Source organism: Mesorhizobium sp. B2-7-3 (assembly GCF_006440715.1).
GTDB lineage: Bacteria > Pseudomonadota > Alphaproteobacteria > Rhizobiales > Rhizobiaceae > Mesorhizobium > Mesorhizobium australicum.
The window spans coordinates 488290-505507 of sequence record NZ_VFTY01000001.1 but is presented as its reverse complement, the minus strand read 5'-3'; the positions used below and the strand labels follow the sequence as shown (position 1 = coordinate 505507).

Genomic DNA, 17218 nt, shown 5'->3' with positions numbered 1-17218 from the left:
GCTGTATTTTGGGGTTTGCGGCGACGAAATGTCTTGCGCGCCAGCGCTCCGTGCCGATGCGCCAATTCCGAGGAAAAGTGGGCGACGGTTTTCCTGGGAATTTTGGTCGGACAAAGATCCCTGGACAGCCCGCGACGAAGCGGCGACAGTGCCGCGCAAACGGCTTCGAGGCGACAAAATGGCGGCGGCGGCGGATTTCGAACAGGCGATCGGACAGGCGTTCACCATAGAGACCGGAGCGGGACGGATCTCGCTCGAACTGAGCGCCGTCAACCGCATCGCGGCCAGCCCCCGCCCGGGCGGTGGTTTTTCGCTGCTGTTCAGGGGGCCGCGTGAGATCGCGCTGCCGCAGGCGACCTACAGCCTTGCCGGCGCCGGCGGTGTCCACGACATCTTCATCGTACCGGTAGCCGCCGACGCGACTGGCCGGACCTACGAGGCGGTGTTCAACTGATTTTCGGCGGTCCGGCCGGTGAGAGCGACGGCCAGATCACGGGCGGTTCGGAGGCGCGGCTCGACACATGATCGACCATATCGAAATCGCCGACATGTTTGACGAAGCAGCATGCAGCGCGCTGTGCGCGGAAATCCGCGAGGCCGGCGGTCGTCCGGCCGGCCTGCTGGGGCGTACTGACCAGAAACCGGCGTGGCCGGAAGTGCGCAGGACCAGGCGCGCCGAGGTCTCGGAAGCGACCGAAGCACGGGTGAACGGTGTCTTGGCGCAGCAGAGGCCCGTCCTGGAACGGCATTTCGGGCTCGCGCTCGGCACTTGGGAAAGGCCCCAGTTCCTTCACTATCGCGAAGGCGATTTCTTCGTGCCGCACCAGGATGGCAACACGCCGCTCATCCACGACGAGTCCCGGTTCAGGAAGATCTCGGCAGTGCTCTTCCTGAACCGTCAATCGGACGATCCTTCGCGGGCAAACTATGCCGGCGGCTCGCTGGTTCTGCACGGACCGTACAGCGGCCCGCACCTGCGGGTTGCAATGCCGGCGCTGCCGGGCACTCTGGTCGCCTTTCGTTCGAAAACGACGCACGAAGTCACCCCGGTCACCTGTAACGAGCGTTTCACGATCGTCTCCTGGTATCGCGACGCTTGAGGACCGACGCTGCAAGCAGCGCTTATTTTCGGTGCCGATATCGGCAAGTGATCGCGAAATCCAATCACTCTCTTTATGAGCAGGCAAATCGCGTATGACCGCGCCAGCGCCGTAATGCGATTGGTCTGTCCGCCGCACCAGCGGCGGCTTGAAACCCCGGCATGAATCCTCCGCGCGGCATCGCTACAGTCGTTGCCTCGCGTGCAAATAACGAAGACCGAAAGGCGCGTCTGGCAGTCACGGATCGGTCGCGCCACTCGCCATCAGGGGTGGGCACTCCATCAGGTCATAGACGCCTCTGTCCTCGGTGACGGTGAAACCCAGCCGCGTATAGAGCCGTCGCGCCGGGTTGTTCTTCTCGACGTGGATCGAGACGAGCTTGCCAGCGGCGGCAGCCTCGTCGAGGAGGTCTCTAAGCAGTGCGCCGCCACACCCCTTGCCGCGATGCGTTGGCAGCAGCGAAATGTCGACGATGCAGTGCTGGCTCGGCGTGCGCTCGATATAGAGACGGCCGATGTCCTGCCTGGCCTGCTCGATCACCAGCCACTCGGCATCGGCATAATATTTCTGGTAATGGGCGTGCTGCGCCCGGAACTGCATGTCCAGGAACGCCCTCTTCTGTACTTCGGTCCAGGATGTTAAGGCCAGTTCCTCGGCACGCGTCGAGGCATAGACCCGCGCCAAAAACGGCAGGTCGGCATCCGTCATCGCCCGAAACGTCAGGCCGGTCCCAGCCGCACGCCTCCACCCCGCCGTCCCACGAGAGTCATCCATCTTGAATCAGGGACGCTGCGGGAAGACGCCCTGCAACGCGATACAGAAATAGCAGGTGAGATAGGGCTGCAGGTTGTTGTGGGGCTGGCCGCCGCCGGCGGGGGTCAGCGCGTTGCCCGACATCGGGCTGACCGTGAATGTCGGATTGTATGCAGAACCACCATTGGACCGGGCAAGCGAGCGGGCCGGGCTGGGAATCGGCTGGTCGGCGATATCCGTCATCGCACGCAGGGTGTGAAGATGCGACGGCATTTCAGATTCCAGCAGGGTCACCGTATCCGAACCGCCGGTTTCTCCCAGATCATGCCAGGAAAGCCCCGGTCCTTGCCCCGGATGCATGGGTGCACTGCCCTGCAGGTTCGGCAAGGCAAAATTCGACTTGCCGTCGCCACCATATGTGGTGCCAAGCAACGAGAACAGGGCCGTGTTCTGCGATATTGGCAGCAACTGTCCATCGCACCATGCCCATCCTTTGGGCGCGAAATTGAACGGAAAGATGCGGATTTCGGCGACGAACGGGTTGGCCATGACGGACCTCTTAAGTCTGAGACGGGAAAATCCCGAACAGCGAGATGATGAAGTTCACGCACAGATAGGGCTGGAAGTTCGCGTGCGGCTGGCTGCCGCCGACCGGCGAAATCGAGCTACCACCCATATTCACCGTCGGCACGTCCTCTGCATAGAGTTGGACCAGGGTGTTCTGCGCGGTGACGTTGCCTCCGGGATTGGCCTGGTTTCCCGGATTGGTGGAGGCCAGGAAGGCATGCGTGTGCGCGGCAATCTGGCTGACGGTAAGCGTGATCTCTTCGGCGCCTCCCGTCTCCGCCAAGACAAAGGAGTTGCCTTGATGGATGGGAAGGCGGCCACGCAGATCGGGCAGCGCGAAGGTTTCCTGACCATCGCCGCCATAGGTGGTCCCGATCAGGTTGAACAGGGTTTCGTACTCCGAGATCGGTATTAGCTGTCCTTCGCAGAACATCCAGCCATTTATTGGAAAATTGCCGGCGAACATGCGAATTTCGCCAACGTAGGGTTGTCCCATGGCTGCGCTCCCTCAATTCTGAGACGGAAAAATGCCCTGCAAGGCGATGCAGAAACTCAACGTCAGGAAAGGCTGCATATTGAGGTGCGCCTGACTGCCGCCGGCACTGGTAACGGTCTGCGCCGTAAGCGGCGTCAAAGCGGCTGCCGACCCATAGAGCGATGCAGCCGGGGCAAGATAGGCGTTGGTCGGCACGGGCTGCGGGCTGGCGGTTGCCGACGTGCCCTGTGCCAGGTGAACATGCGTTGGCAGTTCGGCAATTGAAAGAGTGTGATTTTGTTCGCCGGCACGCTCGCCAAGTGTATGGCCGCTGCCAACATGAATTGGGGTACGCCCCCGATAATCGGGCAGTGCGAAATTCACACGCCCGTCGCCACCAAAAGTTGTTCCGAGCAAGGAAAACAGGGCTTGATTTTGGTTGATAGGTAAGAGCTGGCCATCGCACAGCGCCCAACCTTTTGGCGCAAATCCGAAAGACATGATCCTGATTTCGGCAAGAAACGGTTCCGCCATAATCTTCCCCTCGCCTTTTCAGGTAACCTTACGTCAACTTACTGGAAATTCAACCGCTTTTTTGACTCAAAAAAATAATTCACGCAAACAGCCTGTACTTTCTATTTACGCACCGTTCGCGCACATGGAAAGATTCTATTCGGCGTACGTATTAACTATACATGACGGTATATGATTTTCCTCAGACTCCAAAGCTCCATCTGCTCGCGCAGGCTCCGTTACGGACCAGGCTGCCAGGTTGCCGACCCTGAGCCATGGCTGGTGACGACATGCGAGTCCTCCCCACCCGAGGTGCTGAGGATGTTGTTGTTGCCAACCCAGGTCGAGACGGCCGCATCATCGGTGGGGCTGCCAGCATAACCATTCAGGTACGTCGTCGCGCTGAACCGCATACGCATGCGTACTTCTTGCAAGTAGGCACCGGCTTGACCGGCGCTGGTCGCAAAATCGTTCTGCAGAGCGCCCGCGCCACCCAGCGTCAGATGAACGATCGAATGATCGCCGCCAGCCTCGCCGGAACTGGTCGTGCCATTGTTCAGTTCGAACGCCGCGTTCGGGAAGCCGCCAAACGCGTCCTTGACCGAGTTGCCGGTGACGGTCGCGAAGATGATGCCGTCCCCGCCTGACGTGTTGTCGCCGTTCTGGATATAGATGCCATCGGTCGCCATCTTGGTGATGGTGTTGTTGGTGATTGCGGTTGCGTGGGTCCCACCCCCGGCGGTGATTATGGCGATGCCGTTCGCGCCACCACTGGTCGCATTGCCGATGATGGTGTTGTTGTTGATGAAGCCGCTGTACGAGCCCGCGGCGGTGCTGCTCGCCATGCTGACATTGATGCCCGAGCCCACCATGCCGTTGATATTATTATCATGGATATTGTATGTCAGCGCCGGATGATTGCCCGTGCCGCCGCTGGTGATGAAAATGCCCGCGGCACCCGAGATCTGCGATGCAGCACCCGTGATCGTGTTGTTGGCGATAACCACGTCGCCCTTTGCGGCGCCGACATTCGAGGTGTCGACGCCCATCGTGTATTGCATGTTGACCGACCGCGAACCGGTGAACGTCGAATTCTGAACTGTCATGTTCAGTGTCGCGGTACCGAGCGCGACCGCGTTGATCTGCTCGTTGCCTAAGCTGGCGCTGTTGGCGCCGAAGGCAACGTTATCGACTGTCAGCCGGTTCAGAACTCCGCTGGAATTCTGCACATGCAGATTGTCTTCCCAGGCGCCACTGATCGAGCTGTTTTGGATGGTGGCGCTGCCAAGCAGTTGCTGCAGCCACACCGAACCCTCGTTGACGACGTCGTTGTTGCCGTTCACGCCGTTAATCGTGGTGTGGTCGATGATCAGGCCGGTGACACCGCTGCCAAGAACGGCGTAGTTCGTAAAGTCGTTGAGCTGCATGCCGTTCAGCTGGACGTCGCTGGTGTTGCGCAGGAAAATGCCGACGCCATCTGTACCGGTGATGACGGCGCTGCCATCCGTGCCTTGCGAGTTGATGTCGCCGCCGGTCTTGCCGGATATGACACCACCGCCCGTCGCGCCAATGTTCGACCCACTGCCGGTCACGTGCAGACCGCCGCTCGAGCCGGTGTTGTCGAGAACAATGCCGGCGCTGGCTCCGCCGCTCGAGCTGATTTTCTGGAATGTGAGATCGTTCACACCGATCGTCGTGTTGGCGACATTGAGCGCGGTGCCGGTTGACGAGCTGATTGTGTTGCCAGAACCCGTCACCGTCACCGTGCCGCCGGTGGTTGCTGCCGGGCCCGCGCCGGTGGCGTTGAAGCCGGTGCCGCTGGTGGTGCTGATGACCAGCCCACCATTGCTGAAGTCGATGATCGCGCCGGCATTGTCGGTGAGGCTGACGCCGGCCGCCAAGCCAGAGGTGATCGACTTCGACGCGCCCGAGAAGGTGATGGTGCCGGCGGCGTTGTCGTCCAGCAGGATGCCGGTCTGGCCGGCGACATTGTGTATGATGTTGCCCGACAGGGTGATGTTTCCGGCGCCGACGGCGCGATCCTGGATGTTGACCGCCTGGCCGGTTCCGCTGGTGATGGTGCCGCCATAGCTGACGGCCACCGTGCCGCCGCTGTTGGCGCCGCCGGCGCCGTCGCCGATGCGGATTGCCGCGAGGTTGCCGCCGAGCAGGGCGCCGGTTCCGAGATTGATGGCTCCCGGGCCGGTGACGGTGTCCAGTATCACGGCGCTGCCGCCGCCGCCCGCGTTCGTGGAGGCGAAGCTCATGCCCCCCACGCCGACGGCGACCGTGTCCAGATTGACCGCGGCGCCGCTGCCGGCGGAAATCGTGTTGCCGGAGCCGGTGACGCTGACGGTGCCGCCGCCGGTGGCATTGAAGCCCTGGCCGCTCGACGTGGTGATCGCCAGCCCGCCGCCGGTGAAGTTAATGGTCGCGCCAGAGTTGGCGGTCAGAATGACTGCGGCGTTGGCCCCGGTCGAGAGCGTCTTCGACGCGCCGCCGAAATTGATCGAGCCGCCGGCATTACTGAGGGCGACGATGCCCAAGCCGCCATCGTTGCGAGCGATGGAGCTGGCGGAGTCGAAATTGACCGAGCCGCCGGCCATGCCGCGGATGTTGGCGACATTGCCACCAGGGTTGGTGATGTCGACATTGTTGAGGTTGACGGTCGCGCTCACGTCGTCGTTGGCCGGCGTGCCCTGGTCGCCATCGACGACGAAGGCCGTATTGGTGGCGCCCGCGGCGGTCTGGATCGCGACATTGTTGAAAGTGTAGGTGCCGGTCGCGTTGTTCGCCGCATCGCCAAGGATGGTGATGCCGGCCGTTCCGGTCAGGCTTGCATTGTTGACGGTGACGTTGCCAGCGGCGCCGTCGATCAGGATGCCGGTGCCGGCGGTATCGTTGAGGCCGTTCGCCACGGCGGTGGTGAAGTTCACCGTGCCGCCAGTGGTGTTGGCGACCGCGATCAATTGCTGGCCGGCCATCGCTTGTGCGATCGTGCCGGCATAGGTGATATTGGCCGAGCCGCCGCTGACACTGAACGCCGTGCCCAAGGCACCGCTCAGCGTACCCGTGCCCAGGTTCACCGTGCCGGTGACATTCGCCAGGCTGACATTGTTGGCGCCGCCGCCTGATGTGGTCGAGGTGAAATTGATGCCGGCGGCGATGCCGTTGAGGTTGATCGCCTGGGCGACCGTCGTGCTGATCGAGCCGGTGGTGACATTGACCGTGCCGCCATTGATTGCGGTGAAGGCTGTGTTGCCGCTGCCCGTCGTGATGGTGAGGTTGGCGAAGCTGACGGTCGAGGCCTGGCCGCCATTGTTGATCGCGACGGCGGCGCCGGTGGCGTTGTTGTGGTTGACGGCACCGGTGAAGCTTACTGTGTCTGCTCCAGTCGCGCCCGAAATGAAAATGGCCCTGGCTCCAAAGCTCGACGTGACCTTGCCAGCAAAGCCGAAGCTGCCGCCGGAGCGGTTGATGATGTTGACAGCAGTGCCGGCGGCGCTGGAGACCGAGCTCATGTTGTCGAAGCTGAACGCAGCATCGCCGCCGACCACGGACAGGCCGCCGCCGCCCGACGTGACGACTTTGGTGGCGGTGACCGTTCCGGAGGCAGCACCAAACTTGATGGCGGTGCCGGCCGCGCCCGTGGAGAAGAGGGAAAGATTGGTGAGCGTCGTCGTGCCGGTGGCGCCGGCGCCGAAGTCGATATCGGTGGCGGTGACGTTCCTGATCGTCAAGTTGCTGATCGTGGCGCCCGATGTCGCGCCGCTGATGCCGATCGCGGCATAGGCGAGGCCAAGGCCATCATCGCCATCGATTGTGAAGCCATCGATGATGTTGCCGCTGGTGGCAAGCGTGATGGCGGTGCTGCCATCGGTGGTCGTCAGCGTGGCGACGCCATTGGGCGTCTGGTCGACGATCGAGATGCTACTGCTGGCCAGCTGGATCGTCGACGGCACGGTCAGCGCCAGGTTGATGTTGCCGTTGCCGAAACCGCGCACCTGCTCGCCTATGGCAAGCGCCAGCGTGTCGTTGCCGTTGCTGCCGGCTGCAGTGATGACGCCGCCATCGTTGACCAGCACGATGATGTCGGTTGAAAGCGCCGCCGCTTCCGCCGTAGTCAGCGTCGCCAGGTTGTTCTGGTCCTTGCCGCTGCCGTCGCCGGTGGCGGTGGCGCCGACGAAATAGATCTTGCCGATGCCGAAGCCGAGGCCGGGGCTGGCCTGGAAGTTCACGTCCTGGACGTTGTAGGTGCCGAGCGTTGGTGCGCTGGAGGCGTCAATGCCGACATTGGCGCTGATCGTCGAACCCTTGTCGGTCGTCGATTCGCCGTCGCCATAGGTGAAGGCAAGGTTCGTCGTGCTGTTCAGGAATATGCCGGTGTTGGTACCGGCGATGCTGGAAAATGCGCCGCCGACCGCGGCGTCACCGAGGCGTACCGTCGATCCGCCGGTCGCGCCGCGCAGGTCGACGCCGATCGAGGAGCCCGCGCCCACGGCGGCATTGGTGACGTCGAAATCGTTGGCCGTGATCGCCGCGTTGATGATCGCGCCATTCAGGTCGAGGGCAACGGCCGAGCCGCTGTTCAGGCCGATGCCCAGATCCGTGAAAGACAGTGCCGCGCCGAGCGTGCCGGAGACATCGATGCCGCGCGAGGTTATGCCCTGCAGGTCGACCGTGCCAAGTGCGATGGCGCCGCCGGAGACATTGGTCAGCGAAATGCCGGTTGCCGCGCCCGTGGCCGAGACGCTGGAGAAGTTCACGCCGCCAGCACCAACGGTCGTACCGCTGAGATCGAGTGCGGCTCCGGACCCGGTCGTGATCCTGTTGCCCGAGCCGGCGACACTGATCGTGCCGCCCGTCGCGCTTATGCCGGTGCCGGTGGTGGTGTCGATGTTGGCCAGGCCGGTGACGTTGAGCGTGCCGCTGGCCCAGCCGATGCCGCCGCCGGTCGTGTTGTTGACCGTCACCGTGTTGAAGTTGAACGTGCCGGTATTGGTATTGATGGCGCTGATGCCGGCGCCCGACGTGCCGGTGATGCTGGTGGCGCCGGTGACGGCGAAGGTGCCGGCAACACCGTCGAAGATGATGCCGCTGGCGCCGCCGGTGGCGGTGACGCTGCCGAGCGTCATGTGGACCGTCAGCGGGTCGAGATTGATGGCAGTGCCGTTCGTGGTGTCGACCGAGCCGCCCGAGCTGTTCAACGTGAAGGTCGTGCCACCCTTTTCGTTGACCAGCAGGCCCGTGCCGCCATTGTTGGCAATGCTGAAGGTGCCAAGATCGAGCGTGCCGCTGGTGTTGAGCAGGTTGAGGCCGTCGCCCTGCACGCGCGCAGCAGTTGTGCCGACGGTGAGGGTGCCCGCGCTGACGGTGCCGCCGCCGCCCGTCGAGTCGAAAGTGGCACCGTCAAAAGCAATGCCGCCGCCGGTGCCGCCGATGACCGTATTGTTGGCGAACGACCGGATCGCGATCGTATTCTGAGTGGCGCTGACGCTCTGGCCGAGGAAATTGGCGGCAAGCGCGGTCCCTGTCGACTGCAGCGTGTTGCCGTCGATCGAAAGCAGAAGCCTGTCGGCAGCCGGCGCGCCGCTGGTGGTGAAATCGAGCGCCCGGCCGCCGGCGGCGATGTCGTTGTTCCTGAGGAAGAAGCTGGAGGCGGTCGCCACGCTGCCCGAGACGCCGGTGCCGCTGCCGGTGTTGCGGATGATCACGTTCTCGATGCCGCCGGTGAGAACGCCGGTGCCGGTCGTCGCGAAATTGACCACCGAGGCGGCGGTGTTGCTCTGCAGGATCGGCCGCAGCGTATCGATGCCGCTCGGCGCCGAGATAATCGGTGAGTTCTGCACCGTCGTGAAATGGAAAACCCCCGATGCGCCACTGCTGGTGTCGACGCCGAGCTGCGAGACATCGACGGCCGCATCGCCGCTCTTGAAGGCAAGCAGCACCTGTCCGTCGTCGAGTTGGAACGAGGTGCCCCCAAGGTCGATCGTCTCCTGGCTGCCGGTGCCGTTCTTGTCGATCAGCACGATGACATTGGCCGTGGAATTCTGGGCGTTCGCATAGGTGCCTGGATTGAGCAGGCTGCCGTCGCCGAGAGCGCTGGCGTCGGCGGTGACATAGTAGACGCTGATCGCCGACAGGTTCGAGGTGTCGCCGGTGAAATTGACGTCGTTGAAATTGTAGTCGCCCGCTGTCGGCAAAGTGTCGGTGGCGTGAATGACCTGGCCGCCGGTGGTGGCGATCGAGGACTCGGCCGGACCTGCCCCGTCGCCGAAGACCAGCTTGGCGTTGGTGGCGCTGGAGAACTGGACGCCATAGCCGACATTCGCGATCTTCGAGGTCTGGCCGGCCAAGTTGTTGTTGACGAGGTCGCCGAGCTGGATCGTGCCGGTGCCGGTCGTGTCGGCCATGTCGATGCCGATCGTGCCGGCGAAGCTGCCGCCGTCGACGTCGAAATCCCCAGCCGTGACGGTGCTGGTGCCGAGCGCGGCGCCGTTGAGGTCGAGGCCGATCGCGTTCGCCGCGCCGAGCCCGACGTTCAGGCTGGTGAAATTCAGCGTCGAGCCGAGCGTGCCGGAGATATCGACGCCATGCGAGGTGATGCCCAGCAAATTCGCGGCGCCAAGGCTGACGGTGCCGCCGGAAACATTGTTCAGCGCAATGCCGGTCGCCGCCCCGTTGACCGAGACGCTGTCGAACGTGACGCCATCGGCGCCGACCGCCGCGCCGTCCAGGTTGAGCGCGGTGCCGGTCGTCGTGGTGATGGTGTTGCCGGTGCCGCTGACGCTGACCGTGCCCGGGCCGGTGGTGCTGGCGGTGAAGCCGGCGCCGCTCGAGGTGGTGATCTTGAGGTTGCCACCGGTGAAGGCGAGCGTGCCCGTGCCTTCGCCCGGGCCGATGCTGGGGGCCTTGACGATGGCGCCGTTGGCGCCGCTGCTGGTGTTGAAGATCTTGGACGTGCCGGAGAAGGTGGCCGTTCCCTTGGACGATCCGTCAAACAGCACGCCAATGCCCTTGCCGGCATGATTGATCGTGCTTGAAATGTTGTAGGCGCCGTTGGCGTTGCCGGTGAAGGTGAAGGCCGCCGTCCCCGCCGCCGCCGCGTCCGTGGTCGAAACGACCGAACCGCTCATGTTCAACTCGGTCCAGTCGCCGCCGGCGGCTTGCAGCACCGTGCCCGTATCGACCTTGATCGAACCGTTGTAGTTCAGCGTCGCATTAACAAGGTCGTTGCCGCCGGAGAGAGCTATGGCCGACCCGGTGGTGCTTGTCGTCGCGCCGATGCTGGCGACGCCGCCGTTGCCGCCGACATTGACGGTCCCGGTCTGGAGGACGGCAAACGCAATGCCGACCTCGCTGCCGTCGATGGTCAGGGTGGATCCGGCGACATTGGCGATGTTTATGGTGCCGACCTGGCCGCTGATCTCGAACCCTTCATGGCTGGTGTCGAGATCGTTCGTGCCGGTGAAATTGACCACGCCGGGGCCGGACAGGCCGGACAGCGAGGCGCCGATATAGCCGGTATCCTTCAGCCCGCCGATGTTGACATTGCCCGCCAGGGTCATGCCTGACAGGAACACGCCGGCGCCGCCGCCCAAGGCGCTCGTGGATACCGCCGAGATGCTGTCGAAGGTGACACCGCCGACGCCGGCATCGGCGCCGACCGCCAGGAGACCGTTGCCGGCGGAATTGATCTTGTTGCCGCTGCCGGTGACGGTGAAGGTCGAGGAGCCGAAGTCCCCGATGGCTATGAAGCCCGCGCCTGTTGTCGTCGTTATGTCGAGGCCGCCATTGGTGAAGTTGATGGCGGAGTTCGTGTTGGGGGTCGGCGTGCCCGAAGGCCAACCGCCGGGGAGGCCGAGATTGACACCATCGGCGGCGCCCGAGCTGATCTGCTTGGTCGTACCCGAGAAGGTGATGGTGATGGAATCGTTGCCGGCAACGAAAATGTTGCCGCCGGCCGCCGCATTGCTGTCTGTCAAATTGCCCGACAGCGCCACCGAGCCACCGGTCATGCTCTGGATCGAGACGGCGGCGCCGCTGCCGTTGGTGGCGATCGTGCCGCCATAGGAGATATCAGCAGTGCCGCCGCTGGCGGCGGTCGCCGAGCCGACATTGAACGACGTGCCCGCACCGGTGTTGGTCAGCGTGCCGGTGCCGAAAGCGGCCGTGCCGGCCAGGTTCTGCAGGTCGATGCCGTTGCCGGCGCTGAACGTCGCGCTGGTGGACGTGAAATGAATGTCGGCCGTGATGCTGTCGAGCGACGCCGCTTGCGCGCCCGTGGCATTGATCGTTCCCGCGTCGACCGTGATCGTGCCGCCGCCGGTGGCGGTGAAGGCCGTCGTTCCATTGGTGGAAACGTCCAGATCGGCGAAGGTGATTCCCGCGCCGCTGTTGTTGGTCAGCGATACGCCATTGCCGCCGATGGTCGCCTTGTCGGTGAAATCGACAAGGCCGCCGGTGCGGTTGACGATCGAGACGCCGCCGCCGGTCAGCGTGCCGGCCGGCCCGCCATTGGGCAGGTTGCCGCGCGTCAGCGTGATGTTGCCGTCGCCGCCATCGGCGTCGAGCAGCGTCCCGGCGACGTTGATGTTGTTGTCGATGATCGAGACGTTGCTGGTGAGGCCGTCGACCTTGAACGCCGTCTGGCCAACGGCGACATTGCTGACCGTGACGCCCTGGATCGTGATGCCGCCGGTGTTGTCGAAGCCGGCCGCACTCTGGTCGAGCAGGAAGACCGAGCCGCTGGCGCCAGTGAAGTCGAAGGCGGTGTTGCGCACCTGATTGCTGCCGAGCAGATGCATAGCGTCCGCGGTGCCGGTGACGACGCCCTCGTCGCCGGTAACGTTGCCGCCGGTGGCGCCGAGATTGCCCTGCACGTTCACCTGCTGGAAGGTGCCGGACACGGCGATGACGTTGCTGTTGCCGAAGCCGGTGATCGACTGGCCGGAATCGAGCGTGAACGGCGTTGCGCTGAGATCGACGGTGCCGACGAAGGCGAAGGTCTGCGTGCCGGTCATGAGATCGGCGTCGGCAAGCGAAATCGTGGTCACCGACTGGCTGAGGCCGTACGTGCCGACGGCGATAACGCCGCCCGACTGCGAGACCATCGTCACCGCGCCGACCGCCGAGGGCAGATTGGCGCTGCCGGTGAAGAACACGTCGTCGAAATCATAATTGCCGAGCGTCGGGTCGAGCCCGACCGTGTTGACGGTGTAGCCGCCGGCCGCCGCGCTGATCGACGACTGCAGTCCGTCGGCCGAAGTGCCGTCGCCGAAGGTGAAGTTGGCGTTGGCGGTGGTCGCCGTGGTGAGGCCGGACGACAAATCGACGCCGATATGGACGTCGCTGATGCTTGAGCCGCGCAGGAAGGTGATGGTCTTGTTGCCTGTCGTCGACGACAGGTCGATGCCGCGCGAGGTGGCCTCGCCGGTGCCGGTGATGGTGGTCACGCCGAAATCGGCCGTCGTCGACGAGCCGCTGAAGTCGATTGCCGTCTGGTTGGCGCCGGCGCCCATCGTCACACTGGTGGTGCCGAAGCTGACATCGGCGTTGGTGCCGCCGAAGTTGATGCCGGCGGTGTTGGCCGCCGAGCCCAGCGTCACATTGGTGGTGCCGAAAGTCACCGAACCGGAATTGCCTGAAATGTCGATGCCATTGCCGGTTGCACCCGACACGGTGACCGCGCCGAAGGTGGCGCTGCCGGCGACATTGGAGACCGACAGGCCGTTGCCGACCGCGTTGGTGATCGAAATTGGGGACGTGGCGTTGAAGGTCGCGGCCGCGCCCAAGCCTGCGATGATCGCGCCACCGCCGCCGCTGGCGGTCAGCGCCGAGTCGGTGAAGCTGATCGTGCCACCCGTCGGCGCGGTGGTCGAGCCGATGGCGAACAGGTTGCCCGCGCCGGTTGAGGTGACCGGACCGGTGAAGGCGACCGAGCCGCCGGTGATGCCGTCGACCCTGACGGCCGTGCCGGGCGCTGTCGCCGAGCTGTTGATGGTCGCGCCGATCGTGATCGCCGCGCTGCCGCCGGAGACGACGACGCCATCGCCCGTGCCGGAATTGGTGATGGTGCCGCCAATGTCGATCGTGCCGGTGTTGTTGGTCAGGCTGGCATCGGCGCCGGCGATATTCGTCGTTACGAGGTTGCTGACGCCGACGGTCGCGGCGCTGTTCTGAACCAGGAAGCCGGAGCCTCCACCCACCACGGTGTCGACCTTGGTCGTGCCCTGGAAGGTGTATCTGCCGCTGGCGACATTGTCGAGACTGATGGCGACGCCGCTGATGCGATACAGGTCGACGCCACCGAAGTTGACGTTGCCGCCGCTGGTGTTGGAAATGGCGATGCCGGTCGAAACGCCGCCGCCCGAGCCGTCCACGGTGACGCTGGAGAAGTTCACTCCGGCCAGGCCGATCGTCATGCCGGCGATTTGGATGCCCTTCTCGTCCGGCCCCAGGCCGGTCGCCACGGTATTGCTTGCCCCGTACACCGTCAGATTGCCGCCATTGACGGCGCTGAAGGCAAAGCCGCCATCGGTTGTCAGATCGAGACCGCCGACGAAAGCAATCGCACCGCCGACATTGCCGGTCAGGTCGATGGCGTTGGCCGCGCCGGTGCTGGCGGTGATCTTGCCGCCGAACCTGGCGAAGCCGCCGTTTATGGCGTTGATCTTGACCGCGCTCGCGGCAGCGGTCTGGTTGATCGTGCCGTTATAGATGAGGTTCGGTGTCGAGGAATCGATGTTGAACGCCACGCCGGTCGTGCCGGTGATGGAGCTCGCGGCATCAAAAGTCAGCGTGCCGGTGGTGCCGCCGGTGATGCTGACGCCCGCGCCGGCGCTGGTGATATCGAAATTGGTGAGCGTGCCTGTGCCGCCGAAATTGTCGAGCGACAGGCCCGTGGCAACGACGCCGACCGACACACCCTGGACCGTCAGACCGGCAATGCCCGTCCCACCAATAGCCGCGCCGCTGCCGCCCGAAATGTTGAAATCCAGCAGCGAGTTGCCGTTGCCCAGCGTGACGACGTCGCCGGCGCCCGAATTGGTCAGCGTCGCCGCCCCGGTGCCGGGATCCGAAACGACCTGGTCGTGCTGGATGTTGGTCCCGGTGACGTTGATCGGCACGCCGCCGAGCGAGAAGGAGCGGCCATTGCCGAAGGACGCCAGCGTCTGGTCGTCGCTGAGCGAGAAGCCGCCCGACGCATTGATCGGCGTGTTGCCGGCGTCGTTGACCAGCACGAAGATCGCGTTGGCGTCGGTAATGCCGTCGGCGGTGCCGATCGACGCCAGGTCCGCAAGCGAGGAGCCGTCGCCGGCACCCGAGGCTGCCGCGCCGACGAAGATCACGTTCTGGACGTCGAACAGCTGCGGGCCGCTGAACGTCGTCGAGCCGAACGCATAGAGGCCGAGCGTCTGGTTCAGCCCACGCGCGTCGAGCGAGGCGGTGACGCCCGCGATCGAGCCGCCGCCGAAGCTGAATTGGGCATTGGCCGAGTGGGCCAGCGAGCCGGCGATGCCCAGGCGCACGCCCGTGTCGACGCCCGAAATGGTGCCGCCATTGGTGATGATGATCGAAGCGCCGCCGGTCGTGTCGGCGAGATCGATGCCGATCGAGCCGGCGCCCGATCCGCTGATGTTGGCCGAGAGCGCCGTGAAGGTCGTCTGGCTGCCCGAGAAGTCGAGGCCGGCATGGCCGAGACCGAGCCCGGAGATGACGATGTTGCCGGCAACCACCGCCGCGTTGACGCCGCTGAACGACATGCCGTCGCCGCCCGGCGCCGTGATGTTGATGTCGCCGAAGCGGATCGTTGCCGGCGAATCGGAAATGGCGATCGCCGGTCCCGTCGTGTTGGAGATCGTGGTGGCGCCGTTGACCGTGAAGCTGCCCGAGACATGGTCGAGCACCACGCCCGATGTGCCGCCGGTCTGCGAGATTGAATCCAGCACCACATGCGCGGTGATCGGGTCGATGAAGATGCCGACGCCGTCGTCGCCCAGCGCCGTGTTGCCCGACACCTGGCCGCCGGTGGTGGTGAAGCTGCCGCCGACGGCGGTGCCCTTCACCGTTATGCCGGCATCCTGATTGTCCTGCGCGTTGAGGATGGCGAAGCTGTAGGTGCCCTTGCCCGTAATATCGAGGCCGTCGTCCTGGTTGCCCGACAGCAGCGTCGTGCCGGTGAAATTGTAGGTGCCGTCGCCTTCGATATGCAGGCCGTCGAGGCCGTTGCCGGTGGCGGTGAAATTGGACGCGCTGACATTGGTCGAATTGCCGGTGAACTCGGCGCCATTGCCGCCGGTGCTCGTTACCGTGACGTTGGTCAGCGTCGTGCCGGTGGCGTTGTTGCCGAAAATGCCGTCGCCGCCGCCGGTGATGGTGATGCCGTTCAGCGTGTTGCCATTGCCCAGCGTGATGACGGGGTTGGCGACATTGGTGCCCTGGATCGTGCCGTCGCTGCCGCCGAGGTTGAAGGTGGCGGTGCCGCCGCCGAAAAGCTTCGCGGTGACGCTTTCGCCGCCGCCGATGACCGTCTGGCCGGCGGCCAGCGTCACGCCCGCGGTGGTCAGGTTGCCATTGCCGCCGAGCGCCACGACGAAGCCGCCGTTGCCGGCCTTGGTGACGGCATCGTCCAATGTCGTCGGGTCGGCCTGCGTGCCGGCGCCGGCCAGGCCGCCATCGGCGAAATAGAACTTTCCGAACGCGGCATTGGTGGCGGCGTTGATGGCGACGCGGGTCGTCGTGCCGCCGGTCTTGTCCTGGCTCTGGATGCGGACGCCGATATCGCCGCGCACCCGCTCGTTGACGCGCTTGCGCAGGCCTTCGCTGACCGGATAGACCGGATCCGCCCCGATGGCCGCGGTGCTGTCCGAGCCGCCGCCGGGATTGAACGGGATATTCAGCCGCACGCTGCCGGCGAACTGGGTGTCGTCGCGATTGTCGTTGCGCACCTCGCCGGTGAAGGTCAGCGACGTTCCGGTGCCGAAGACATCGCCGATCTCATATTCGATGCCGGCCTTGGCGCCGGTGACGCTGCCGTCATCACCGTGCGGATCCTCGAAATGATAGCCGCCAACGTCCAGTCGCAGCGAATGCTTGTCGGGCAGATTGAGCGGCACCTTCGCTCCAACCTCGCCCTCGATGCCCCAGGCCGCGTAGTCGCGATGGTCGAGCACCGAGATCTGCTCGATCAGCTGGTTGGAGACCATCGACAGGGTCGAGCTGGTCGAGTGGTCGGTCGAGTCGCCCTTGATCGGCACGAAGACGTTCACATGCGCGTCGAAATTCGGCGTGATCGCCTCGACGCCCAGCGTGCCCCCGGTGAACTGGGTGCCGCCGTAACTCTCGGCATTGAAATAGGCATAGCCGCCTAGCATCAGGTCCGGGTTGACGATGCGGCGGATGCCGAGGCCGATATCCTGGCCGAAGGCGTCCTTGAAATCGTGCTTGGCCCGCACATCCAGGAACAGCACCGATTCGGCGCTCTGCTTGATCGGGATGAAGCCTTCGAGCGCGGCGTTGCCGCCATTGTTGTCGGCGCCGATGATGGCCCGGACCTGCGGCTGCCAGAGCCCGGCATCGTCGCCATAGGCGGCCACGCCCGAGAGCGCCAGCGCCAGCGACGTAAGCGCCGTCGTCTTCCAGAGCTGCCTTGCAATGCTCGAACGGCGATAACCGGCGCGCATGTGGAACCCCTCCCCACGCGCCGCCATCTCACCAACTTGCCGAGACTTCTCGGTAGTTCCCATCCCTGGCGAGTCCTTCTGGGACTACACGTCCCGCGTGCCGATGTTTAATGGAAATCCATTGT

General features: G+C 64.4%; 7 protein-coding genes. 2 read left to right on the top strand and 5 right to left on the bottom strand.

The window, feature by feature from the left end; translation table 11 throughout:
* The first annotated feature begins 178 nt into the window (after positions 1–178).
* On the top strand, positions 179–454 hold the full coding sequence (locus FJW04_RS02490) for a hypothetical protein (RefSeq protein ID WP_140712163.1): 276 nt from the start codon (positions 179–181) through the stop codon (positions 452–454).
* Positions 455–521: 67 nt separating this feature from the next.
* Entirely contained in the window at positions 522–1100 is a 579-nt protein-coding gene (locus tag FJW04_RS02485; protein WP_140712161.1) for a 2OG-Fe(II) oxygenase, read from the top strand.
* Between the two features lie 237 nt (positions 1101–1337).
* Here FJW04_RS02485 and FJW04_RS02480 read toward each other — a convergent pair whose 3' ends face one another.
* The 5 genes from FJW04_RS02480 to FJW04_RS02460 all read right to left on the bottom strand — a co-directional run bounded on the left by FJW04_RS02480 (position 1338) and on the right by FJW04_RS02460 (position 17093).
* Entirely contained in the window at positions 1338–1874 is a 537-nt protein-coding gene (locus FJW04_RS02480; protein ID WP_281405538.1) for a GNAT family N-acetyltransferase, read from the bottom strand.
* A gap of 6 nt (positions 1875–1880) precedes the next feature.
* On the bottom strand, positions 1881–2402 hold the full coding sequence (locus tag FJW04_RS02475; RefSeq protein ID WP_140660393.1) for a tail fiber protein: 522 nt from the start codon (positions 2400–2402) through the stop codon (positions 1881–1883).
* Between the two features lie 10 nt (positions 2403–2412).
* Entirely contained in the window at positions 2413–2916 is a 504-nt protein-coding gene (locus FJW04_RS02470) for a tail fiber protein (protein ID WP_140660392.1), read from the bottom strand.
* 12 nt (positions 2917–2928) lie between these two features.
* Positions 2929–3429 (bottom strand): tail fiber protein, encoded by a 501-nt coding sequence (locus tag FJW04_RS02465; RefSeq protein WP_140660391.1) that lies wholly within the window; start codon positions 3427–3429, stop codon positions 2929–2931.
* Between the two features lie 218 nt (positions 3430–3647).
* Positions 3648–17093 (bottom strand): hypothetical protein, encoded by a 13446-nt coding sequence (locus tag FJW04_RS02460; RefSeq protein WP_181172854.1) that lies wholly within the window; start codon positions 17091–17093, stop codon positions 3648–3650.
* Between the last annotated feature and the right edge of the window lie 125 nt (positions 17094–17218).